This window comes from Streptomyces sp. NPDC001406, from assembly GCF_042895285.1.
In the GTDB taxonomy this organism is placed as follows: domain Bacteria; phylum Actinomycetota; class Actinomycetes; order Streptomycetales; family Streptomycetaceae; genus Streptomyces.
This window is the reverse complement of record NZ_JBIAWG010000014.1, coordinates 208953-229238: the sequence shown is the minus strand read 5'-3', so window position 1 is coordinate 229238 and position 20286 is coordinate 208953. Positions and strand designations below refer to the sequence as shown.

General features: G+C 71.5%; 21 protein-coding genes. 9 read left to right on the top strand and 12 right to left on the bottom strand.

Features of this window, described 5'->3' with window-relative positions; genetic code table 11:
- Nucleotides 1-8: 8 nt before the first annotated feature.
- Nucleotides 9-599, bottom strand: coding sequence for a TetR/AcrR family transcriptional regulator (locus ACFY1J_RS32145; protein WP_390710326.1), 591 nt, complete (start codon nucleotides 597-599; stop codon nucleotides 9-11).
- Between the two features lie 108 nt (nucleotides 600-707).
- On the opposite strand from ACFY1J_RS32145, the gene ACFY1J_RS32140 reads away from it, so the two are divergent.
- Nucleotides 708-1883 carry an FAD-dependent monooxygenase gene (locus ACFY1J_RS32140; RefSeq protein ID WP_390710327.1) on the top strand — a complete coding sequence of 392 codons (1176 nt, stop codon included), beginning with the start codon at nucleotides 708-710 and terminating at the stop codon, nucleotides 1881-1883.
- 10 nt (nucleotides 1884-1893) lie between these two features.
- Entirely contained in the window at nucleotides 1894-2805 is a 912-nt protein-coding gene (locus tag ACFY1J_RS32135) for a Gfo/Idh/MocA family protein (protein WP_390732450.1), read from the top strand.
- Here ACFY1J_RS32135 and lnt read toward each other — a convergent pair.
- From lnt to ACFY1J_RS32090, 9 genes are all read right to left on the bottom strand, one after another.
- Nucleotides 2723-4288, bottom strand: coding sequence for an apolipoprotein N-acyltransferase (gene lnt / locus ACFY1J_RS32130; RefSeq protein WP_390710329.1), 1566 nt, complete (start codon nucleotides 4286-4288; stop codon nucleotides 2723-2725). The genes ACFY1J_RS32135 and lnt overlap by 83 nt on opposite strands.
- Nucleotides 4289-4359: 71 nt before the next feature.
- On the bottom strand, nucleotides 4360-4845 hold the full coding sequence (locus tag ACFY1J_RS32125) for a nuclear transport factor 2 family protein (RefSeq protein ID WP_390710330.1): 486 nt from the start codon (nucleotides 4843-4845) through the stop codon (nucleotides 4360-4362).
- Nucleotides 4846-4909: 64 nt separating this feature from the next.
- Complete coding sequence (locus ACFY1J_RS32120) at nucleotides 4910-7279, bottom strand: tetratricopeptide repeat protein (RefSeq protein WP_390732449.1); 2370 nt, start codon at nucleotides 7277-7279, stop codon at nucleotides 4910-4912.
- Nucleotides 7279-7659, bottom strand: a complete 381-nt coding sequence (locus ACFY1J_RS32115; protein ID WP_390732448.1) for a hypothetical protein — start codon at nucleotides 7657-7659, stop codon at nucleotides 7279-7281. Before ACFY1J_RS32115 ends, ACFY1J_RS32120 begins: the two co-directional genes overlap by 1 nt.
- 123 nt (nucleotides 7660-7782) lie before the next feature.
- On the bottom strand, nucleotides 7783-8739 hold the full coding sequence (gene tgmB / locus ACFY1J_RS32110) for an ATP-grasp ribosomal peptide maturase (protein ID WP_390710333.1): 957 nt from the start codon (nucleotides 8737-8739) through the stop codon (nucleotides 7783-7785).
- A 14-nt stretch (nucleotides 8740-8753) separates the two neighbouring features.
- Nucleotides 8754-8945 (bottom strand): putative ATP-grasp-modified RiPP, encoded by a 192-nt coding sequence (gene tgmA / locus ACFY1J_RS32105; protein ID WP_390710334.1) that lies wholly within the window; start codon nucleotides 8943-8945, stop codon nucleotides 8754-8756.
- Nucleotides 8946-9135: 190 nt separating this feature from the next.
- Nucleotides 9136-9564 carry a hypothetical protein gene (locus ACFY1J_RS32100; RefSeq protein ID WP_390710335.1) on the bottom strand — a complete coding sequence of 143 codons (429 nt, stop codon included), beginning with the start codon at nucleotides 9562-9564 and terminating at the stop codon, nucleotides 9136-9138.
- Between the two features lie 333 nt (nucleotides 9565-9897).
- A complete protein-coding gene (locus ACFY1J_RS32095; RefSeq protein ID WP_390732447.1) occupies nucleotides 9898-10077 on the bottom strand; it encodes a hypothetical protein in 180 nt (59 codons plus the stop codon).
- 455 nt (nucleotides 10078-10532) lie between these two features.
- Nucleotides 10533-11408, bottom strand: a complete 876-nt coding sequence (locus ACFY1J_RS32090) for an undecaprenyl-diphosphate phosphatase (protein WP_390710337.1) — start codon at nucleotides 11406-11408, stop codon at nucleotides 10533-10535.
- Nucleotides 11409-11708: 300 nt separating this feature from the next.
- Between ACFY1J_RS32090 and ACFY1J_RS32085 the strand changes: the two genes are divergently transcribed.
- The 3 genes from ACFY1J_RS32085 to ACFY1J_RS32075 are packed head-to-tail and all read left to right on the top strand — an operon-like array spanning nucleotide 11709 to nucleotide 14514.
- Entirely contained in the window at nucleotides 11709-12857 is a 1149-nt protein-coding gene (locus tag ACFY1J_RS32085) for a Gfo/Idh/MocA family protein (RefSeq protein WP_390732446.1), read from the top strand.
- Nucleotides 12854-13783, top strand: coding sequence for a PmoA family protein (locus ACFY1J_RS32080; RefSeq protein ID WP_390710339.1), 930 nt, complete (start codon nucleotides 12854-12856; stop codon nucleotides 13781-13783). Before ACFY1J_RS32085 ends, ACFY1J_RS32080 begins: the two co-directional genes overlap by 4 nt.
- Nucleotides 13777-14514, top strand: coding sequence for a cupin domain-containing protein (locus ACFY1J_RS32075; protein ID WP_390710340.1), 738 nt, complete (start codon nucleotides 13777-13779; stop codon nucleotides 14512-14514). The genes ACFY1J_RS32080 and ACFY1J_RS32075 overlap by 7 nt, the downstream gene beginning before the upstream one ends.
- A gap of 6 nt (nucleotides 14515-14520) precedes the next feature.
- Here the strand turns inward: ACFY1J_RS32075 and ACFY1J_RS32070 are convergent, their stop codons facing one another.
- Entirely contained in the window at nucleotides 14521-14991 is a 471-nt protein-coding gene (locus ACFY1J_RS32070) for a winged helix-turn-helix transcriptional regulator (RefSeq protein WP_390710341.1), read from the bottom strand.
- A 154-nt stretch (nucleotides 14992-15145) separates the two neighbouring features.
- Here ACFY1J_RS32070 and ACFY1J_RS32065 point away from each other — a divergent pair, with 154 nt between their 5' ends.
- Complete coding sequence (locus tag ACFY1J_RS32065) at nucleotides 15146-16315, top strand: thiolase family protein (protein ID WP_390710342.1); 1170 nt, start codon at nucleotides 15146-15148, stop codon at nucleotides 16313-16315.
- Nucleotides 16316-16352: 37 nt separating this feature from the next.
- Here the strand turns inward: ACFY1J_RS32065 and ACFY1J_RS32060 are convergent, their stop codons facing one another.
- The gene (locus ACFY1J_RS32060; protein ID WP_390710343.1) at nucleotides 16353-17156 is read right to left on the bottom strand and encodes a TVP38/TMEM64 family protein; all 804 of its coding nucleotides are present in this window, start codon (nucleotides 17154-17156) and stop codon (nucleotides 16353-16355) included.
- Nucleotides 17157-17205: 49 nt separating this feature from the next.
- On the opposite strand from ACFY1J_RS32060, the gene ACFY1J_RS32055 reads away from it, so the two are divergent.
- From ACFY1J_RS32055 to ACFY1J_RS32045, 3 genes are all read left to right on the top strand, one after another.
- Entirely contained in the window at nucleotides 17206-17928 is a 723-nt protein-coding gene (locus ACFY1J_RS32055) for a DNA alkylation repair protein (protein ID WP_390710344.1), read from the top strand.
- Nucleotides 17929-18195: 267 nt separating this feature from the next.
- Complete coding sequence (tuf, locus tag ACFY1J_RS32050) at nucleotides 18196-19374, top strand: elongation factor Tu (protein WP_390710345.1); 1179 nt, start codon at nucleotides 18196-18198, stop codon at nucleotides 19372-19374.
- Nucleotides 19375-19437: 63 nt separating this feature from the next.
- Nucleotides 19438-20283 carry a spermidine synthase gene (locus ACFY1J_RS32045; protein ID WP_390710346.1) on the top strand — a complete coding sequence of 282 codons (846 nt, stop codon included), beginning with the start codon at nucleotides 19438-19440 and terminating at the stop codon, nucleotides 20281-20283.
- Nucleotides 20284-20286: the final 3 nt, after the last annotated feature.

Sequence of the window (20286 nt, the reverse complement as noted above, 5' to 3'; positions counted from 1 at the left end):
CGCCGGCTTCAGCGGCCCAGCATGCCCCTCAGCAGCTCCCGCAGCCCCGCCCGCACCTCGTCCAGATCCGGCACCTCCGCGTTGAACGTCCCGGCCACGCAGGAGAACATCAGCCCGTCCGCCCACGCGACCAGCGACAGCACATGCCGGGCCGGGTCGGGCGAGCCCACGGCGGTGAGCAGGGCGGTCAGCTGCTCGCGGAAGACGGCGCCCGTCGCGTCGTAGAAGGCGCGCAGCTCGGGGCGGCGGGTGGCCTCCAGGGCCAGTTCGTAGCGGGCGACGAGCAACGCGCGGTTCTGGGTCAGCGAACGGTGCACCGCCAGGGCCAGCCCCTCGGTCAGCGCGTCGAGCCCGCCGCGCGCATCCGGCATCTCGCTCACCGCCAGCACCCGCGCCTCCCGCTCGGCGTGCCGCCGCACGGCGAGCTCCAGCAGCGCCTGCCGGGTGCGCGCCAGATTGGACGTCGAGCCCTGCGGCAGCCCGGCCGCCTCGTCCACCGCCCGGTGCGTCAGCCCGCGCATACCGCGCTCGGCGAGCAGGGCCAGGGCGGTGTCGGCGATCAGATCGGCACGGGAGGCGCTCGGGGTGCGTACGGACATGGGACGACCCTACCCGCGCAACTACGCCTGTAGTACAGTCGAGGAGTCGCTCAACTACATCTGTAGTGCGCCGGGTCCGTTGCTGCGCGCCCGGCATCAGGAGGAGCCATGGCACAGTCGTCACGCGCCGTCGTCATCGGCGGCGGTATCGGGGGCCTGACCGCGGCCGCGGCCCTGCACCGCCGGGACTGGCAGGTCACCGTCCTGGAGCGGGCCCGCTCCCTGGAGCCGGTCGGCGCGGCCATCTCGCTGGCCCCCAACGCCCTGCGCGCCCTGGACGTCATCGGCATCGGCGACGAGATCCGCGATCTCGCCGCCTGGCAGGGCGACGGCGGACTGCGCACCCCGCGCGGCCGCTGGCTCGCGCGCACCAGCGCCGACGCCGCCGCGGCCCGCTTCGGCGGCCCCCTCGTCCTGCTGCACCGGGCCACCCTCGTCAACAGCCTCGCCGCGCAACTCCCGCCCGGCACCGTCCGCACGACCGCGGCCGCCACCGTCGTCGACCCCGGCGACACCGACCGGCCCGCCCGGGTCACCACCGCCGACGGCGAACTGGAGGCCGACCTGGTGGTCGCCGCCGACGGGATCAACTCCGCCGCGCGCGGCGTGCTCTTCCCCGGGCATCCCGGTCCGTTCTACGCCGGGTTCACCACCTGGCGGGTCGTGATCCCGGTCCCCGGCGCCCAGTTCGCCTCGCACGAGACCTGGGGCCGAGGCCGGATCTGGGGCACACACCCCCTCAAGGACGGCCGGGTGTACGCGTACGCCGCCGCCATGACCCCCGCCGGGCAGCACGCGCCGGACGACGAGCGGGCCGAACTCGCCCGCCGGTTCGGCGACTGGCACGACCCGATCCCCGCCGTCATCGCGGCCGCCCGCCCCGAGGACGTGCTGCGCCACGACGTCCACCACCTCGCCGACCCGCTGCCCGCCTTCCACCGCGGCCGGGTGGCCCTGCTCGGCGACGCCGCGCACGCCATGCCGCCGACCCTCGGGCAGGGCGGCAACCAGGCCGTCGAGGACGCCGTCGTCCTCGCCCACCACGCCGGCGACCTGCCCGCCTACACGGCCGCCCGGCTGCCCCGTACGACGGCGGTCGCCCGCCGGGCCGTCAAGGTCGCCCGGCTCGACATGACCGGCAACCGCGCCGTCATCGCCGTACGCAACACCACGCTCGCCGCACTGGCGCTCGCCGCACCGGCGCTCTTCCTGCGCGGCTTCGACGGCATCGCCGACTGGCGGCCGCCGTATGCTTCCGGGAGGGCACCGGTAGGCAACCGCTAGGGGAGAGCACGTGAAGGTCGGCTGCATCGGACTCGGCGACATCGCGCAGAAGGCATACCTGCCGGTGCTCGGCATGCGGCCCGGCATCGAACTGCACCTGCAGACCCGCACGCCCGAGACCCTCGCCCGGCTCGCCGACGGCCTCCACCTCCCCGCCGGCCGGCGGCACGCGACCCTGGACTCGCTGCTCGCCCAGGACCTCGACGCCGCCTTCGTGCACGCGCCCACCCCGGCGCACCCCGAGATCGTCACCCGGCTCCTGGAGGCGGGCGTACCGACCTACGTCGACAAGCCGCTCGCCTACGAACTCGCCGACTCCGAGCGCCTGGTGAAGCTCGCCGAGGACCGCGACGTCTCCCTCGCCGTCGGCTTCAACCGGCGCTACGCCCCCGGGTACGCCCAGTGCGCCGACCACCCGCGCGAGCTGATCCTGATGCAGAAGAACCGCATCGGGCTGCCGGAGAAGCCCCGCACGATGATCCTCGACGACTTCATCCACGTCGTGGACACGCTGCGCTTCCTGGTGCCGGGCGCGGTCGACGACGTCACCGTGCGCGCCCGCCTGGAGGACGGGCTGCTCCACCACGTCGTGCTCCAGCTCGCCGGGGACGGCTTCACCGCGCTCGGCGTGATGAACCGGCTCAGCGGCTCGGCCGAGGAGATCCTCGAGGTCTCCGGGCAGGACACCAAGCGCCAGGTGGTCAATCTCGCCGAGGTGATCGACCACAAGGGGCAGCCGACGCTGCGGCGGCGCGGGGACTGGGTGCCGGTCGCCCGGCAGCGCGGCATCGAGCAGGCGGTGCTCGCGTTCCTCGACGCCGTGCGCGCCGGCAAGGTCCTCAGTGCCCGTGACGCACTGGCGACTCACGAACTGTGCGAGCGGGTCGTACATGCGGTCCAGGAGCGCTCCGGCGCAGCCTGACCGCCCGCACGCCCTCGGTCACGCCCAGGGCGGCCAGCGCGAGCAGGGCGCCCTTCACCGGCCAGTCGCCGTAGCGGACGTACGGAGTGATGCCATGGGCCAGGGGCACCTCGTACACCTGGGCGGTGCTCGCCTCGGTGCCGAGCCACGGACCCAGGCGCTGTCCGCTCGGGCCGTAGACGGCCGAGACGCCGGTCAGCGTCGAGTGCACCATGGGACGGCCGGTCTCGGCGGCGCGCAGCGCGGCCAGCGAGGCATGCTGCTCGGGAGCCCAGCTCTGCTGGAACGTCGACGTCGCGGACTGGCCGAGCAGCACGTCGGCACCGTCCTGCGCGAGGTGACGGCTCATGTCCGGGAACGCGGTCTCGAAGCACACCATCGGGCCGATGCGCAGCCCGTGCCCGACATCCATCACCACCTGCTCGGTGCCGCGCCGACGGTCCTCGCCCGCCGCCTTGCCGACCGAGGTGGCCCAGCCCAGCACCGAGCGGGCCGGGATGTACTCACCGAACGGGACGAGCCGCATCTTGTCGTACCGGGCGCCGGTCGGGCCGTCCGGGCCGATCAGGACCGAGCTCTTGTAGATGCCGGGCCGGTCGGAGCGGCGGGCGTCCACGTTGACCAGGATGTCCGCGCCGGTCTGCCGGGACAGGGCCGCGACCCGTTTCGCCAGGTCCGGCCGGTCGCCCAGGTCGAAGCCGATGCTGCTCTCGCCCCAGACGATCAGATCGAGGCGCTGCCCGACGAGCCCCCGGGTGAGCTGCTCCTCGCGGTCGAAGCGCTGATCGGCGCCGTTGATCACACCGGGCTGTACGACGGCGATCCCGACCCGTCCGTCGACGTCCGGGCGGGGCGACCACACCCAGGCCGCCGAGGTCGCTGCGGCCGTGGCGACCAGCGAGGCGAGGGCCGGTATCCGGACCGCGCGTATCGCCACCAGCATGGTGACCGCGACATTGACGGCCACCACCAGGAAGCTGAGCAGCCACACCCCGCCCACCGAGGCGAGCCGGAGCGCCGGCTCCACCTGCCACTGGCTGGAGCCGAGCAGGCCCCAGGGACCGCCGAGCCCCTGCCAGGACCGGACGAGCTCCACCGCCAGCCAGCCGGACGGCAGCACCACCAGGGCGGCCGCGCCCCGGCCCGGCGAGGGCACCCCGCCCAGGAACCGGCGCACCAGCCGACCCCAGGGCGCCCAGAGCGCGCCCAGCAGCCCCGCGATCAGGAAGAGGAAGACATTCAGGCTGGGCAGCAGCCAGTGGTGCACCGCCACCATGAACCCGAGCCCGCCCAGCCAGCCGTCGTACGCCGCCCGCTTCCCGGTCGGGGCCGAGCGGGCCAGCAGGATCCAGGGGACCAGCGCGACGTACGCGAACCACCACAGCGCGGGCGCCGGGAAGGCGAACACGGGCAGGGCTCCGGCGAGAACGGCGGCGACAGAGCGACGCCACGGGGAGGCGAGCCAGCGATCGATCGTCCTCATACGTCGCCTCCTACCCGGCCGCTCCTTCCAGTGTGGCCGCCGGGGAGCCCTCCCGGACAGAGGGCCTCGGCTCAGCCGGTCACGGGAGCCGGACGGGGGTCGGGCAGACGGCGCCACTTCTCCCGCACGACGACCTCGCGCAGCCGCCAGCCCTCGGCCGTCCGCAGCAGCCCGAAGGAGTACCGGCCGCCGCACACGAAGTCAGGCGCCGTGCTTCCGCCGTCGCCGCCCGCGAACCGCATCGGATTGACATAGTCGGCCTGCACCCGCGCGGTGTCCCCGGTGTCCTGCTCCAGGACCCCGAACCGTATCCGTCGGTTGACGATGAGATGCTGCCGCATCGAGAACAGCCCCAGACTCTCGGCCAGCCACCCGGCGACCTGGCCGGCGTCCCCCTCGATCCCGCCGGCGGAACGGTAGTCCGCCCGCCCGTCCCTCGTGAACAGTGTCCGGTACGCGGCCCAGTCACCGTCGTCCACGGCCACCGCGTACTCGGTGACCACGCCGTCCACGGCCAGCCGGTCCATCACGGTCGCGAGCTCCACGCGCTGCGTCATCGGCACAGTGTTGAGCACGGGACGGGCGGAGCCAAGAGGTGCGCGAAGACATCTTCCACTCCGCCTACTGCGAGCTACGAGCCTTGTAGGCGCGCCTGAGTTGATTGCGTCGGGCGAGCACGTTGGGGTGGTCGGGGCCGAGAACGCGCTCGGTATCGGCGAGTGTGGACTCGAACAGGGCGATCGCGCGCTTCAGTTCCCCGGCATGCTGGTAGGCGGTCGCGAGGTTATGGCGAATGGTGAGGGTGTCGGGGTGGTCGGGTCCGAGAACCCGCTCCGAATCGGCGAGTGTGGACTCGAAGAGGGGGATCGCGCGCTTCAGGTCGCAGGTGCGCTCGTAGGCGTTCGCGAGGTTGTTGCGGCGCATGAGGGTGTCGGGGTGGTCGGGTCCCAGAACGCGCTCGGTATCGGCGAGAGTGGACTCGAACAGGGAGATCGCACGCTCTGGATCAACGGCGTGCTGGTAGGCCGCCGCGAGGTTGCTGCGGCAGGTGAGGGTGTCGGGGTGGTCGGGTCCGAGATCGCGCTCGGCATCGACGAGAGCGGTTTCGAACAGAGGAGTGGCGCGCTCCAGATCACCAGCGATCTTGTACGCGAGCGCGAGGTTGTTGCGGCGCAGCAGGTTGGTGGGGTGCGCGGGGCCGAAGATGCGTTCGTTGTCGGCGAGAGCGGACTCGAACAGAGGGATCGCGCGCTTCAGATCGCCGGCGTCCTGGTAGGCGCTGGCGAGGTTGTTTCGACTGGCCAGTGTGTCGGGGTGGTCAGGGCCGAAGATGCGTTCGGTGTCCGCGAGATTGGACTCCAGCAGCTCGACGGCACGCTTGAAGTCCCCGGCCGCCCGGAGGGCGTTCGCGAGGCTGTTGCGACTGCTCAGAGTGGCGGGATGCCTTTTTCCCAGCAGTCGTTCGTGAATGTGGGCCGCCCGGATTCCAGCGGCTGTGCCCGGACCCACAGCGCCCCGCCGCGCATAGAACGTCGAGGCCTTTCTCAGGAGTCGGGCAGTGGTGAGTGATTCCGACTGCGGCGGGGTGTGATCGGTGTGAGCGGACACATGAGGCAACAGCGTGTGCCATGTCGGCCAGGTCTCAGGATCGTCCGAATCCGTGGGAAGCAAGTGCTCCAATGCGTTCGCCGCGATCTGCTGTGCGTGTGCGATGTCCTTGGCCCGGCGGTACGGATCCTCGGGGTCGGGCGTCCGAGCGAAGGCCTGCACGAGCCGGTGCACCGTGATGATGCCGTCCTGTTGGCTGATCATGCTGTAGGCGGCCAGTTTGCCGATCGCCGTGTTCAGCGCCAACGGATCGGCTGTCCTTTCCACGTAGGTGCGGGCGAGCCGGTGAAGCCGGACACGCAACGCACCGGCGTTGTCCGCGGGCCGAGAACGTATCTTTGGGAGCCTTGGCCGAAGAGGGGACGGGTAGGCAAGGTCGTCGAGAAGGTTGCGCGGGATGCCGTCAGGGGCGTACCAGGCCAGCACCCGCAGAACCTCCCCTGCCAAGGGCAAGTCTCTGAGGCGGTCGAGTGTGATGCTCCAGATCCGGGCGATCGTGCGCTCCGCGTCCCCGCCTTCCGCGGCGGTGGCGAACATCTCGGCAGGCCTGCTGGTCAGCAGGTCCAGGTAGGCGCGGGGCGAATCCCCGGTCTCGGCGCAGTAGGCGGCCGCCTGTTCCACGGCCAGCGGCAGATGGCCCACTGCCGCGCAGACCTCGGCCGCACCGTCGCTGTCCCGCTCCCCGTCGTGGTTCAGGATGCGGGTGAACAGCTCAACCGCTTCCCCTTCGTCCAGGACGTCCAGGGACACCGTGGAGGACATGTGGTGCCAGCCGGTCGCGCGGCGGCTGGTGATGAGGAAGCGTCCACCGCGGCCGGCCCGGTCGATGACCGGACGGATGTGCTCGGGGTCGTTGACATTGTCCAGCACGATCAACCAGCCCCGATGGGCGGCAAGCCACGACAGAGCCCATTCCCGTAGCTCGTCGGCTCCGGTCTCCACGCTCCTGAACGTGGGTTGCAGGCGGACCGCGAAGTCCACCAGCCCGGAATCCAGGGAGTCGGGCGACTCGGCCGTGATCCACCACTGCGGGGAGGTGCGTGACCGTGTCCTGGCCCAGTGGGCGGCCAGCGTGGACTTGCCGACTCCGCCCAGGCCATGGAGCGCCTGCACAACCACTTCTCCGGACGTGGCGAACGCGGCATCCAGCGCGGCCAGTTGACGCTCACGGCCGACGAAGCCGTGCGGACGCGGCACGTTGCTGCAGTCGCGGGGCGCCTTCACCTTCGACGGGCTCTTCAGCGCTCCGGCGGGCAGTACCGTGGTGTGCGCATGGATGGACGTGGCGTTCTTGATGTCACGTCCCGCCACGATCGAGCCCCGGTCGGCAGACAGGCCCGATGCCTCACGACCGGCCTTTGCACGGGGCTTGCGGCGACTCATCACGAACCCCGCCGTGCCTCGGAGTCATCGACGTCACCGCGGGCCGCGATCGATCCCTGGTCGGCCGACGGTCCTCCGCCCGGCGGCGCGGTCCATGAACCGGACGGAGCACCACCCGCACCGGTGTCGACGGCCCTCGAACCGCGCACGCTGCCGCCCGATGCGATCGACCCCCCACGCGCAACCGGCGATGGCCCGTTCGCGGGCCTCTGCTGCAGATGGCCGATGACGGCCAGCACGAACCCGGCCACCGTGAAGAACAGACTCAACACGCTGCTCAACTGATCTGCCCGATCCAGCCCCACCAAAGCGAAGAACGCAATCAGAGCAGCCAGACCGACAGCGGCCCCCACCCAGCGCAATACCTTCCAGACCGTCATACGGGCATCATTCCGAAGCGCTCGTGCCCCCAAGCCCCTTTTCGGGCAACTGACGTGCAGCAGAACAGATGCACCTCGTGCGCGGCCCGAACCGCAGGGTCCGCGCACGAGGTGCCTGACGCCTCACCAGTGGAGCTCCGGCACGCGGTCGGCCACCGTGCACTGCGACAGCCACAGGGCGACCGCCTCCGACACCGGCTGTCCCGTCTCCAGCTCGATGAAGCCGAACTGGCCGCCCTGGTTGCACTCCAGGAACCACCAGATGCCGTCCTCGTCCTCGGCGAAGTCGAAGGCGGCGTACGCCAGTCCGCCGAGGGCGAGGTACTCGCGCACCGACCGGCCGATGCGTTCGGGTACGGGGACCGTCTCCCAGGCGTGCTCGGTGTCGCCGTAGCGCCCGTCGACCTGGTCCGGCTCGGCCGTCTTGCGTGCCGCGAACAGCCGAGTGCCGACACAGGTCAGACGGATGTCGGCACGCTTGGGGATGTAACGCTGCAGCAGCGCGGGGCCGGCCGCGACGGCCGAGAAGTCGGCGTCGGGCCCGATCAGGGTGGTGGGCAGGGCCACGCCGGGGTCTCCGGGCGGCGGCCCCGAGGCGGACTTCACCACCACGTGCCGGTGCTCCTCCGCGAACTGCCGTGCCAGCCGCGGGGCGGTGGTGAAGACGGTCGGCGGTACGGCGAAGCCACTGAGGTGGGCCATCTTCAACTGCCAAGGCTTCAGGCGGGCCCGGTCGGCGTTGCGCGGATGGTTCATCCACCGGGTGGAGGTGGAGAAGAGCATCCCGAACAGCGCCTGACGGGCCTCGGCGGTCAGCCACGGCGAGGGGTGCGTCGCGTGCGCCGCGGGTTCGCCGGGCCTGCGCACCCATACGGAGCGCAGGCCTCCCATGCTGAGCACATGTCCGTTCACGGACAGGTGACCGTCGAAGTCGCCGTGGGCGTAGTGGGCGGACAACACGACCTTGTCCGGCAGGTCCGCAGGGTCCAGCCGCACGAAAGGGGTCCCCTTCTCGTGCAGCTTGGCCACCACCATGTCGGCGGTCACGTCCTCCTCGGACGTAAGGATCAATACGGTCATTCGTTTACGAAGCGTCAGTCATCGAAGTGGGTCTGGGAACCGGCGGTGGACGTGGTCGTGCCGACAGCCAGCAGCAGGTCCGGGTCAGTGACGGCGGGGCGGCCGTCGGGGAACACGTTCAACTGACGGGTCTCGTCGAAGTGGTACGGCGTCACCACGGTCGGAAACGCCTTGGGCAGGGCGTAGTTGAGGGTGAATGGTCGCACTCGGAACCTCCACGGGTGCAAAGGGGTTGTACGCAGCACTTACGCGCCCTTGCGTAAGGAACTGCCTCTTTCGGTCACATCGTGGTGAAGGCCATCACATTCACACCGCATGCTTCGCATCGTCTGCAACAACAGCATCACTGTGCTCACCTTCCCCACAAGTCACACATCGGATGGGGCATCAGATCTGTCACTGAGGCACGAACGGTGAGTGGGTCGTCACTCCGGGAAGATCTTTGTGGCCCCTGCGCTGCGGCGGGTGGCGCCCGCCCAGAAGTCTTTCGGTGAGCCGCTCGACCTGCCGCGCGGTGAGCCGGTTGCGGAGTTCAAGGTGGTCGGCGCCCATGGCGGCCTCGCAGAGCGAGAACTGGATGGGGAAGCCGCTGAGTGGTTCCTGCTCGGCGACGGGAGGTTCGTCGTACTCACGGAGCCAGACCGTCGGATCGGCCTCGGGGCAGCCCAGCGTCCACAACAGCGCCCAGAAGTGCCCTCGCTGCCGCAGCCCGTCCGGCAGCTCGAGGGTGGGTGACGTTGGTCGGGGTGGCCTGGGCGCATCGGACACAGCCGGGTGCCAGCCGTTGATGAGCTGTTCGAGCTCAGCCGCCCGGTCGCCGTTCACCTCGCCGAGCCACTCCAGACCCGGAAGATTGGGCCGAGGAAGAGGCGGGCGGAGTGAGAACGTGCTCGTCGCAGAACAGGCGGCCTCGTCTCGCCCGTGTCCCGTGCCCCGTACTCGGAGCACCACAAGTCTCTCTCCGACCGGCGTTGGCGCATCGCCGAGAAGACAGACCTCGCCGGCGTTCCATACGCCGCTCCAATCGAGTGTGTCCCCTGCCTCGACGATGAGGACCGTGGCGCTGCCAAAGGTGTAGCGCTCGGTGGCTGCCGTGGCACCGGCGAGCGCGGGTGCCTGCAAGTCGTACGCCGCCGCACCGCCAAGGCCGCCGAAGGTTCAGGCCGCCTCGATGATCTCGTCGCGGATCGCCTCGGCCCACTCGACCACCAACAGCTCGTACTCCGCGCGGTCCTGGGCCGACAGGTATCCGCCCGCACGCAGCCACAGTGCCCGGATCTGCTCGTTCACCACTGCAGCAGACCGCACGGAACCACGGGCCATGGAATCGGGGGACATGCGGACAAGCCTAGGGGCAAGTACTGACACTGCGCTACCGGACCGCTACTCAGACCGTATGCGGTTGGTCACGGCCGCGACGGCGAAGGCATGCGCGAGCCACGGCTTTTGCGTGACCGCACGCCGCGGCGCGGTGAGGGCCGTACAGCGCCGTGGGCGCCTTCGCCCTTGCCACGCCCGGGTACGACGCCCCCCAAAGTCCCGCGGCCCGCCGGTCTTTGGGGGATGGCCGAGATGAATCTGCTTCGGCTAGGGGGTGTTGTTCGGATCAGGCCGGCCGTGACGAGGGGTGCGGTCTGGCTCGACCCCGAGCGGGGTCATGGGGGTGCCCCCTGGTCGAGCGAAGCCGAGAGCTTGGGGGAGAGTTACGACAACGCGGCTGGGGGTCCCCCTTGCTCGAAGAGCTGGGGGAGTGCGTGCCAGGGCCCGCGACGCCGGGATGATCCAAACCCCCCCTAGCCCGCGGACTCGGCCGCATGCGGGCTGAGCGCCCCCGTCGCCACCAGCGCGATGATGACGATGCCCAGGGCGATCCGGTACCAGACGAACGGCATGAAGCTCTTCGACGAGATGAACTTCATGAACCACGCGATGACCGCATAGCCGGACGCGAACGCGATCACCGTCGCGAAGAGCGTCGGCCCCCACGCCACGTGCCCGCTTCCCGCGGCGTCCTTCAGCTCGAACACCCCGGAGGCGAGCACCGCCGGAATGGCGAGCAGGAACGAATAGCGGGCCGCGGCCTCGCGCTTGTAGCCCATGAACAGGCCGCCGCTGATCGTGGCACCGGAGCGGGAGACGCCCGGGATGAGGGCGCAGGCCTGGCACAGGCCGAAGACCAGGCCGTCCTTGACGCGGAGGTTCTCCAGGGTCTTGCGCTGCTTCGGCGCCCGGTGCCGGCCGCCCGTCTCGTCGCGCGCGGCCAGCCGGTCGGCGATGCCGATGATCACGCCGACCACGATCAGCATGGTCGCCGTGATCCGCAGATCGCGGAACGGCCCCTCGATCTGGTCCTTCAGCGTCACGCCCAGCACACCGATGGGGATGGACCCGACGATCACCAGCCAGCCCATCTGGGCATCGTGGTCCTGGCGCATCGCCTTGTCGAACAGCGAGCGGAACCAGGCCGAGATGATCCGCCCGATGTCCTTGCGGAAGTAGATCAGCACCGCGGCCTCCGTACCGATCTGGGTGATCGCCGTGAAAGCCGCACCCGGATCCTTCCAGCCCGAGAAGGCCGCGGTCAGCCGCAGATGCGCGCTGGAGGAGACGGGGAGGAACTCGGTCAGCCCCTGGACGAGTCCGAGGACGAGCGATTCAAACCAAGACATGGAGTTAGGGCGTCCCAGCGCTGATCGGGAGAAGTCCGGTGAAGGTGATCATCATTCGAGTGGTGATCATGTGTGTCGAAGGCAGCGTAGCGCCCCGGGATGACGGCCCGGACACAGGGGGTTTGGGCAGCCCTTTGCCAGCCGCTTACCGACTTGGGGTGTTGACCGTCCACCGGACCGCCGCTTACTTTGCAGCGTGAGAAAGCGCTTGCTGCACGGCTTGCCGCACCGCGTGCCGTATCGCTTGCCACCCCGCTCGCCATACGTGCCCGCCGTCCCGGAGGAGTGCTGATCACGCCCATGCCCCGCTCCACAGTCCCGCTCACCGGCAGGCGCATCAGGGCCGCCGTCATCGGCACCGGCGCCATAGGACGCGGTTCCCATCTGCCGGCGCTCGCCCGGCTCGCCGAGGAGGGCGAGACGGAGGTCGTGGCCGCCGTCGACATCGACGCGGGCGCGGTCGGGGCCTTCTGCGCGGAGGCCGGCATCCCGCACGCCTACACCGACCTGGACCGCATGCTCCAGGAGCAGCGGCCCGACCTGGTCACCATCTGCACGCCGCCGACGCTGCACCGCGAGCAGACGGTGGCCGCGCTGCGCGCCGGGGCCTGGGTGTGGTGCGAGAAGCCGCCGGTGCCGACACTGGCCGACTTCGACGCCGTCGAGGCGGAGGAGGGCGCCGTCGGCGGCCCCTACGCGGCGATCGTCTTCCAGCACCGCTTCGGCTCCGGCTCCCGGCACGTACGCCGGCTGCTCGCCGAGGGGGTGCTGGGGCGGCCGCTCGTGGCGCACTGCCAGACCACCTGGTACCGGGACAGCGCGTACTACGCCGTGCCCTGGCGCGGCCGCTGGCACACCGAGGGCGGCGGCCCGGCCATGGGGCACGGCATCCATCAGATGGACCTCCTGCTCGATCTGCTCGGCCCGTGGAGCGAGGTGCGGGCGATGGCCGGACGGCTGGTCCACGACGTGGAGACGGAGGACGTCTCGACCGCCCTGGTCCGCTTCGCGAGCGGCGCCCTCGCGACCGTCGTGAACAGCGTCCTGAGCCCCGACGAGGTCAGCCGCATCCGCATCGACTGCGAGCGCGCCACCGTCGAACTGACCCACCTCTATGGCCACAGCAACGGCAACTGGCGCATCACCCCGGCCCCGGACGTGCCCGGCGAGCAGGCGGCGGCCTGGCGGGACTTCGGTCCGGACGTGCCCAGCTCGCATCTGGCCCAGCTGAGCGAGCTGGTCGCGAGCGTGCGCGCCGGGGAGCGGCCGCGCAGCAGCGGCCCGGACGGGCGCACCAGCCTGGAGCTGATCACCGCGCTGTACAAGGCGGCGTTCACCGACACGACCGTACGCGCGGGGGAGATCGGACCGGGGGATCCGTACTACACCGCCCTGCACGGCGGCGCCCCCGGCTGGGCGCCGACCGGGCGCGAGGAGGTGTCCGCGTGAGCGGCGAGCTGCGCGTCGTCCACGCCCACGGCGACCGGATCACGGTGACCGAACCCGTCACCGGCGTCGAGCTGCTCGCCTATGTCTACCGGCCGGAGGCGGCCTGGGAAGCGCCGAAGCCGTACCTCCACCCGATGCGCACCCTGGCGGGCGGCGTCGTCACCGACTACCGGCCCAACGACCACCGCTGGCACAAGGGCCTGTCGCTGACCGCCTCGCATCTGTCCGGCGCGAATCTGTGGGGCGGCAATTCGTATGTGCACGGGCAGGGATATCTCGAACTCCCGGAGCGGGTCGGCTCGATGAGGCATGTCGGCTTCGACGAGATGGCCTCGGACGGCGGGCGGTTCGTCATCGCCGAGCGGCTGACCTGGCACCCGTACGACGGCACGCTGTGGGCGGACGAGGAGCGCCGGATCGAGGTGCACGACGTCGACCCCGGGGCCGGATCATGGGCACTGACCTGGACCAGTGCGGTGACCAACCGCAGGGACGAGCCGCTGCGGTTCGGCAGCCCGACCACCGCCGGGCGTGAGATGGCCGGCTACACGGGCCTGTTCTGGCGCGGTCCGCGAGCCTTCCGCGGCGGGCGGATCATCGGTCCGGACGGCGAGGGGCCGGGGCTGATGGGTTCCAGGTCGCCCTGGCTCGCCCTCACCGGCGAACACGACGGTACCGACGGCCACGCGACCCTCGTCTTCGCGCACGCCCCCGAGAACGACCAGTCCGGCGCGGGCGGTGCCCACCCCGCCCACTGGTTCGTGCGCAACGACCCCTTCGCCGGGGTCGCACCCTCCTGGGCGTTCTTCGACGAACTGGAACTCGCCCCCGGTGCCACGCTCCGGCGGCGCTACCGGGTCGTCGTCGCGGACGGCGCCTGGGAGCGGGCGGACATCGCCAAGTATCTGGACGCCCATCCGTGGTGAGCGGAGGGGAGTTCACGGGTCTGCCGGGCGGCGTCGCGGTCTCGCGCCTGTGCGTCTACGACTGGCCCGCGCCCGACGGCACCCGGGGCGGAACTCCCCATCTGCACCTGGTCTGTTCGGAGGCGTACGTCGTCACCGCCGGGCGGGGTGCCGTACAGACGCTCACCGCGTCCGGGTACGAGGTGACGCCCCTGGAGCCCGGCACGGTGGCCTGGTTCACGCCGGGCACCATCCATCGGCTCGTCAACGAGGACGATCTGCGCATCACCGTCCTCATGCAGAACAGCGGGCTGCCCGAGGCGGGCGACGCGGTGCTCACGCTGCCCCCGGAGTATCTGGCCGACCCGCGGACGTACGCCGCCGCCACCACGATCCCGGCGGAGGCGCCGGAGGTCGAACGGGCGCGGGCCGCCCGTGCCCGGCGCGACCTCGCGCTGCAGGGCTACCGGGCGCTGCGCGAGGCCTGCGGCCCCGAGACGCTGGCCGCCTTCCACCGGGCCGCCGCCGCGCTCGTACGGCCCCGGCTCGCCGAGTGGCGCGAGCGCTGGCGGCGCGGCGCAGAGGCCGCGGCGGCGGCCACGGGGGAGCAGCTCGACCGCCTCGGACGGGGCGATGTCTCCCATCTCGCCGAGGCCGTCGTACGGGCCGAACGGCCTTCGTCCCAAGGGAAGTTCGGGATGTGCGGGCGGCTCGACGTATATGGGCTCGACGTGTACGGGCAGGGGTCGTAGGGCCGCCTACGCCGCCGACGGTCCCGTGAGCGTCCAGCCCGGGGCCTGCGGATGGGCCGTGAGGTCCTCGTGGCGCACGGGGTCGCCACAGGCCGAGCAGGTGACGACCGCGACGAGCTCGTTGCCGCAGATGTGCTCGATCACCATGGGGCGGTCGTCGTCCCCGCGGAGATGGCGGTCGCCCCATGTCATGAGGGTCATCAGGACCGGCTCCAGCTCCAGGCCCGCCTGTGTGGGCCGGTACTCGAAGCGCTGCGGGCGCTCGCTGTAGGCGCGCTTGGTGAGGATGCCCGCGTCGACGAGCCGGCGCAGCCGGGTGGCCAGGACGTCGCGCGGGGCCCCGATGTTGCGGACCAGTTGGTCGAAGCGGCCGTTGCCCAGGCACACCTCCCGCAGCACGAGCAGGGAGTACTTCTCGCCCACGAGCGCGAGGGCGTCGGCGATGGAGCAGGGGCGCGGGTCTTTCGTGGCGGCCATGACGCCCAGTCTAGGTGAGGGTTTGATTTTCCAACTCGGCGGGCTATGGTGAGTTTGGATTTCCTACTCATCGGTAATCGCGCCAGTAATCGCGCCGGTAACCGCGCCGGTAATCACGCCGGTCATCGCCCCGGCGGCCAAGGAGGCCCGCACCATGCGTGACGCAGTCATCGTCGAAGCCGTACGCACTCCCATAGGGAAGGGCAAGCCGAACGGCTCCCTGGCCCACGTCCACCCCGTGGAGCTCCTCGCCCACACCCTGCGCACCCTCGTCGAGCGCTCCGGCGTCGACCCGGCCCTGATCGACGACGTCATCGGCGGCACCGTCGACCAGGTCGGCGAGCAGGCCATGAACACCACCCGCTACGCCGTCCTCTCGGCGGGCTTCCCCGAATCGGTCCCGGCGACCACGGTGGACCGCCAGTGCGGCTCCTCCCAGCAGGCCGTCCACTTCGCCGCCCAGGGCGTGATCTCCGGCGCCTACGACCTCGTCGTCGCCTGTGGCGTCGAGTCGATGAGCCGCGTGCCGATGTGGTCGAACGTGCCGCCCGGCAAGGACCCCTTCGGCCCCGGAGTCGCCGAGCGCTACCCCGAGGGGCTCCTCCCGCAGGGCATCAGCGCCGAGCTGATCGCGGCCAAGTGGTCCCTCACGCGCGAGCGGATGGACGCCTTCGCCGTCTCCTCGCACCACAAGGCGGCCGCCGCCTGGGACGCCGGCCTGTTCGACGCCGAGATCGCCCCCCTGCAGGGCGTCACCCGGGACGAGTGCGTACGGCCCGGCAGCACCCCCGAGATCCTCGGCGGTCTCAGGCCCGCCTACCACGACCCCGCGTTCGCCGAGCGCTTCCCGCAGATCGAGTGGAACGTCACCGCGGGCAACGCCAGCCCCATCAACGACGGCGCGTCCGCCGTGCTGATCACCTCCGGCGAGACCGCGGCCCGCCTCGGCCTGCGCCCGATCGCCCGCCTGCACAGCTTCGCCGTCACCGGCTCCGACCCGCTGCTGATGCTCACCGGCGTCATCCCGGCGACCGAGAAGGTGCTCCGCAGGGCGCACCTCACCCTCGACGACATCGACCTGTTCGAGGTCAACGAGGCCTTCTCCAGCGTGGTCCTTGCCTGGCAGCAGGAGACCGGCGCCGACCTCGCCAAGGTGAACGTGCACGGCGGCGCGATCGCCATCGGCCACCCCCTGGGCGCCAGCGGCACCCGCCTGACCACGACCCTCGTCCACGCGATGCGCGAGCGCGGCGCCCGCTACGCCCTGCAGACGATGTGCGAGGCGGGCGGACTCGCCAACGCGATGATCCTGGAAGCCGTGTAACGGCACGTCAGGGCACGTAACGGCGCCTCAGGGCGCTTCAGGGTGCGCGCAGGTGGTGGCGCTTGCGCCAGGCCACCACCGCGCCCACCAGGGCCGGTACGGCGATGCACGCCATCGCGAGCAGGAAGGCCGGGGACGTCGGCGCCGAGGCTCGGGCCCCGGCGACGGCGTACGCGGCGGTGTTCGGCACCGAGCCGAGCGCCGTCGCGAGCAGGAACGGCAGCCAGCCCATCCGGGAGACGGCGGCGCAGTAGTTCGCCGCCCAGAACGGCACGCCGGGGAACAGCCGCGCCGCCATCATCGAGCGGAAGCCGTGCCGGCTGAGCTGGCCGTCGGCGGCCTTCAGCCAGCGGCCGCGCAGCAGCGGACGCAGCGCGTCCTGGCCGAGCACCCGGCCCAGGCCGAAGGCGACCCCGGCGCCGAGCACCGTGCCGGCCAGCGCCGTGCCGAGCCCCATCTGGGAGCCGAACAGGGCACCCGCCGCCAGGTTCAGCAGCGGCCGGGGCACGAACGCCACCGTGCACAGCCCGTACGCCGCCGCGAAGACCACCGTCGCCGCGGCGCCGCCGAGCTGGGGCGGCCACCCGTGGGTGATCAGTCTCTGTGGCTCGAACAGCAGCATGGTCGAGGCGGCGGCCGCGAGCAGCGCGACGAGAAGGGACAGCCGCGACCAGGGCGAGAGCAGCACGCGCGTGCAGCGCGCGACGAAACCCGCGCGCGTGAGCGGCGCGACCGTGACGGCCGTGGGAACGGCGACGGCCGTGGGAACGGCGACGGCGAGCTCCGTGGCGGCGGCCCGGGGAGAGGCCGTGGCGGTGCCAGAGCGGTTGGCATCGAGCATCCGGTGACACTAACCGACGCATGTGTGTGATCGCCGTATGGTTCGTCTCATGACCGTCACAGGTGCCCGCCCGGCGGACGTGCCGCCCAGCGATCTCGCCGACACCGTGCTGGAGCGGGTCACCGCCGTCTACGCCGCCGCGGCCGACCCGGAGCGGGCCGCGGCCATGCGGGCCTACATGAAGGACGTGGCCCCCTTCCTGGGCATCCCCACCCCGGCCCGCCGCGCCCTGTCCCGCACCGTCCTCGCGGGCACCCCGCGCCCCGACGAGGCCGACTGCACGGCGATCGCCCTGCGCTGCTGGGCGCTGCCGCAGCGGGAGTACCACTACTTCGCCGCCGACTATCTGCGCCGCCACGCCGGGCGCTGCTCGTCGGCCTTCCTGCCGGTGGCCCGGCACCTCGTCACCACCGTCCCCTGGTGGGACACGGTCGACCTGCTCGCCGCTCATGTCGTCGGCGCGCTCGTCGCCGCCGACCCGCGGCTGGCCGCCGACATGGACCGGTGGATCGCGGACAAGGACCTGTGGGTCGCCCGCACCGCCCTCCTCCACCAACTGCGCCACAAGGAGCACACCGACGCCGACCGTCTGTTCTCCTACTGCCTGCTCCAGTCCGGGCACACCGACTTCTTCATCCGCAAGGCGATCGGCTGGTGCCTGCGTGAGTACGCCAAGACCGACCCGGAGGCCGTACGGTCCTTCCTCGCCCGTGAGCGGGGGAGGTTCGCGCCGCTGACGGTCCGGGAGGCGCTGAAGAACATCGGCGGCTGAAGCGGCCCGACGGCCGGACCCGCCCCGGGAAAACCATTCGACGCGGGACAAGGCGTCGGCGATGATCGTCGTCATGTTCCGGTACGCCTTCGTTCTCGCAGCATCCGCGGTCGCGGATGCTCCGAAGGCTGCCGTCCCGATCTTCCTGGCCGCTGTCGACGGCGCCCGAAGCTGACCCTCCCCGGATCGTCCGGCGGACCCCGCAGGGGGAGGGTCGGCCAGTTCCTCGGGGTCCCATCACCACTTACGAGGCTTCGAGGTAGAGCCATGCCCAAGACGGCATACGTGCGCACCAAGCCGCACCTGAACATCGGCACGATGGGCCACGTCGACCACGGCAAGACCACCCTGACCGCGGCCATCACCAAGGTGCTGGCCGAGCGCGGCACCGGCAGCACCACCGAATACGTTTCGTTCGACCGCATCGACCGCGCCCCGGAGGAGGCCGCCCGCGGCATCACCATCAACATCGCGCACGTCGAGTACGAGACCGACACCCGGCACTACGCGCACGTGGACATGCCGGGCCACGCCGACTACGTCAAGAACATGGTCACCGGCGCCGCGCAGCTCGACGGGGCGATCCTCGTCGTCTCCGCGCTCGACGGGATCATGCCGCAGACCGCCGAACACGTCCTGCTCGCCCGGCAGGTGGGCGTCGACCACATCGTGGTGGCGCTGAACAAGGCCGACGCCGGCGACGAGGAGCTCACCGACCTGGTCGAGCTGGAGGTACGGGAGCTGCTCACCGCGCAGGGCTACGGCGGCGACTCCGTACCCGTCGTACGGGTCTCCGGGCTGAAGGCCCTGGAAGGGGACCCGCGCTGGACGGCGTCGATCGAGGCGCTGCTCGACGCCGTGGACACATACGTGCCCATGCCCGAGCGGTATCTGGACGCGCCGTTCCTGCTACCGGTGGAGAACGTGCTCACCATCACCGGGCGGGGCACGGTCGTGACGGGCGCGGTCGAGCGCGGCACGGTCCGGGTCGGTGACCGGGTCGAGGTGCTCGGCGCGGACATCGAGACCGTCGTGACCGGCCTCGAGACTTTCGGCAAGCCGATGGCGGAGGCCCAGGCCGGGGACAACGTGGCGCTGCTGCTGCGGGGCGTCCCCCGGGACGCGGTCCGCCGCGGGCACGTGGTGGCCGCGCCGGGCAGCGTGCTGCCCAGCCGGCGCTTCTCCGCGCGGGTGTATGTGCTGTCGGGGCGCGAGGGCGGTCGTACGACGCCGGTGTCGAGCGGTTACCGGCCACAGTTCTACATCCGTACGGCGGACGTGGTCGGCAACGTCGACCTCGGTGAGGTCGCGGTCGCCCGGCCTGGGGACACGGTGACCATGACCGTGGAGCTGGGGCGGGACGTACCGCTGGAGCCGGGGCTCGGGTTCGCCATCCGCGAGGGCGGGCGGACGGTCGGAGCGGGGACGGTGACGTCCCTGGGCTGAGCGGTGCGCCGCCCCTTCCGGGGGCGCTGCAGCCCCGGTGTCATCACCGGCACAATGGGGGACGTGAGCGAGCCGATACCCGTCACCCGTGCCACCGATCACGGCACCGCCAAGCTGATGCCCGACGTCGACCGTGAGCGGGCCTGGTTGCTCACGGTCGACGGGGCGCCGCAGTCGTACGTGGACCTGGACGCGCCGACGCATCTGGAGTTCGAGTACGCGCGGCGGCTCGGGTATGTGCTGGACACCGTGGGGGAACCGGGGCGGCCGCTGGACGTCGTGCACCTGGGCGGGGGAGCGCTCACCCTGCCCAGGTACCTCGCGGCGACCCGGCCGGGCTCCCGGCAGGACGTCGTGGACGCCGACCGGGGGCTGCTGGAGCTGGTCGCGGAGCATCTGCCGCTGCCGGCGGGCGCCGGGATCGCCGTGCACCCCGCCGATGCCCGCGCCTGGCTGGAGTCCGCCCCGGACGACTCGGCCGACGTGCTGATCGCCGACGTATTCGGCGGCTCCCGGGTTCCCGCCCATCTCACCTCGCTCGCCTACGCCCGCGAGGCCGAGCGGGTCCTGAGGGCCGACGGCGTCTATCTGGCCAACCTCGCCGACGCCGCCCCGTTCGCCTTCCTCCGCTCCCAACTCGCCACGTTTGCCGCCGTGTTCGCGGAACTGGCGCTGATCGCCGAGCCGGGCGTGCTGCGCGGCCGCCGGTTCGGCAACGCGGTGCTCGTCGCCTCGCACCACCCGGTCGACACGGCCGCCCTGGCCCGCCGCACGGCCTCCGACGCCTTCCCGGCCCGGGTCGAACACGGCCCCGCGCTGCGCGAGTTCATCGGCGGCGCCCGCCCGGTACGCGACGAGGACGCCGTACCGTCACCCGAGCCCCCCGACGGCGCGTTCGGCATCGGCTGAGCC

Excerpts from the sequence above, each read along its gene's own strand:
- ACFY1J_RS32145 (WP_390710326.1), bottom strand. The coding sequence starts at position 599 with ATGTCCGTACGCACCCCGAGCGCCTCCCGTGCCGATCTGATCGCCGAC.
- ACFY1J_RS32140 (WP_390710327.1), top strand. The coding sequence starts at position 708 with ATGGCACAGTCGTCACGCGCCGTCGTCATCGGCGGCGGTATCGGGGGC.
- lnt (WP_390710329.1), bottom strand. The coding sequence starts at position 4,288 with ATGAGGACGATCGATCGCTGGCTCGCCTCCCCGTGGCGTCGCTCTGTC.
- ACFY1J_RS32125 (WP_390710330.1), bottom strand. The coding sequence starts at position 4,845 with ATGACGCAGCGCGTGGAGCTCGCGACCGTGATGGACCGGCTGGCCGTG.
- ACFY1J_RS32120 (WP_390732449.1), bottom strand. The coding sequence starts at position 7,279 with ATGAGTCGCCGCAAGCCCCGTGCAAAGGCCGGTCGTGAGGCATCGGGC.
- ACFY1J_RS32115 (WP_390732448.1), bottom strand. The coding sequence starts at position 7,659 with ATGACGGTCTGGAAGGTATTGCGCTGGGTGGGGGCCGCTGTCGGTCTG.
- tgmB (WP_390710333.1), bottom strand. The coding sequence starts at position 8,739 with ATGACCGTATTGATCCTTACGTCCGAGGAGGACGTGACCGCCGACATG.
- ACFY1J_RS32095 (WP_390732447.1), bottom strand. The coding sequence starts at position 10,077 with ATGTCCCCCGATTCCATGGCCCGTGGTTCCGTGCGGTCTGCTGCAGTG.
- ACFY1J_RS32090 (WP_390710337.1), bottom strand. The coding sequence starts at position 11,408 with ATGTCTTGGTTTGAATCGCTCGTCCTCGGACTCGTCCAGGGGCTGACC.
- ACFY1J_RS32085 (WP_390732446.1), top strand. The coding sequence starts at position 11,709 with ATGCCCCGCTCCACAGTCCCGCTCACCGGCAGGCGCATCAGGGCCGCC.
- ACFY1J_RS32070 (WP_390710341.1), bottom strand. The coding sequence starts at position 14,991 with ATGGCCGCCACGAAAGACCCGCGCCCCTGCTCCATCGCCGACGCCCTC.
- ACFY1J_RS32065 (WP_390710342.1), top strand. The coding sequence starts at position 15,146 with ATGCGTGACGCAGTCATCGTCGAAGCCGTACGCACTCCCATAGGGAAG.
- ACFY1J_RS32060 (WP_390710343.1), bottom strand. The coding sequence starts at position 17,156 with ATGCTCGATGCCAACCGCTCTGGCACCGCCACGGCCTCTCCCCGGGCC.
- ACFY1J_RS32055 (WP_390710344.1), top strand. The coding sequence starts at position 17,206 with ATGACCGTCACAGGTGCCCGCCCGGCGGACGTGCCGCCCAGCGATCTC.
- tuf (WP_390710345.1), top strand. The coding sequence starts at position 18,196 with ATGCCCAAGACGGCATACGTGCGCACCAAGCCGCACCTGAACATCGGC.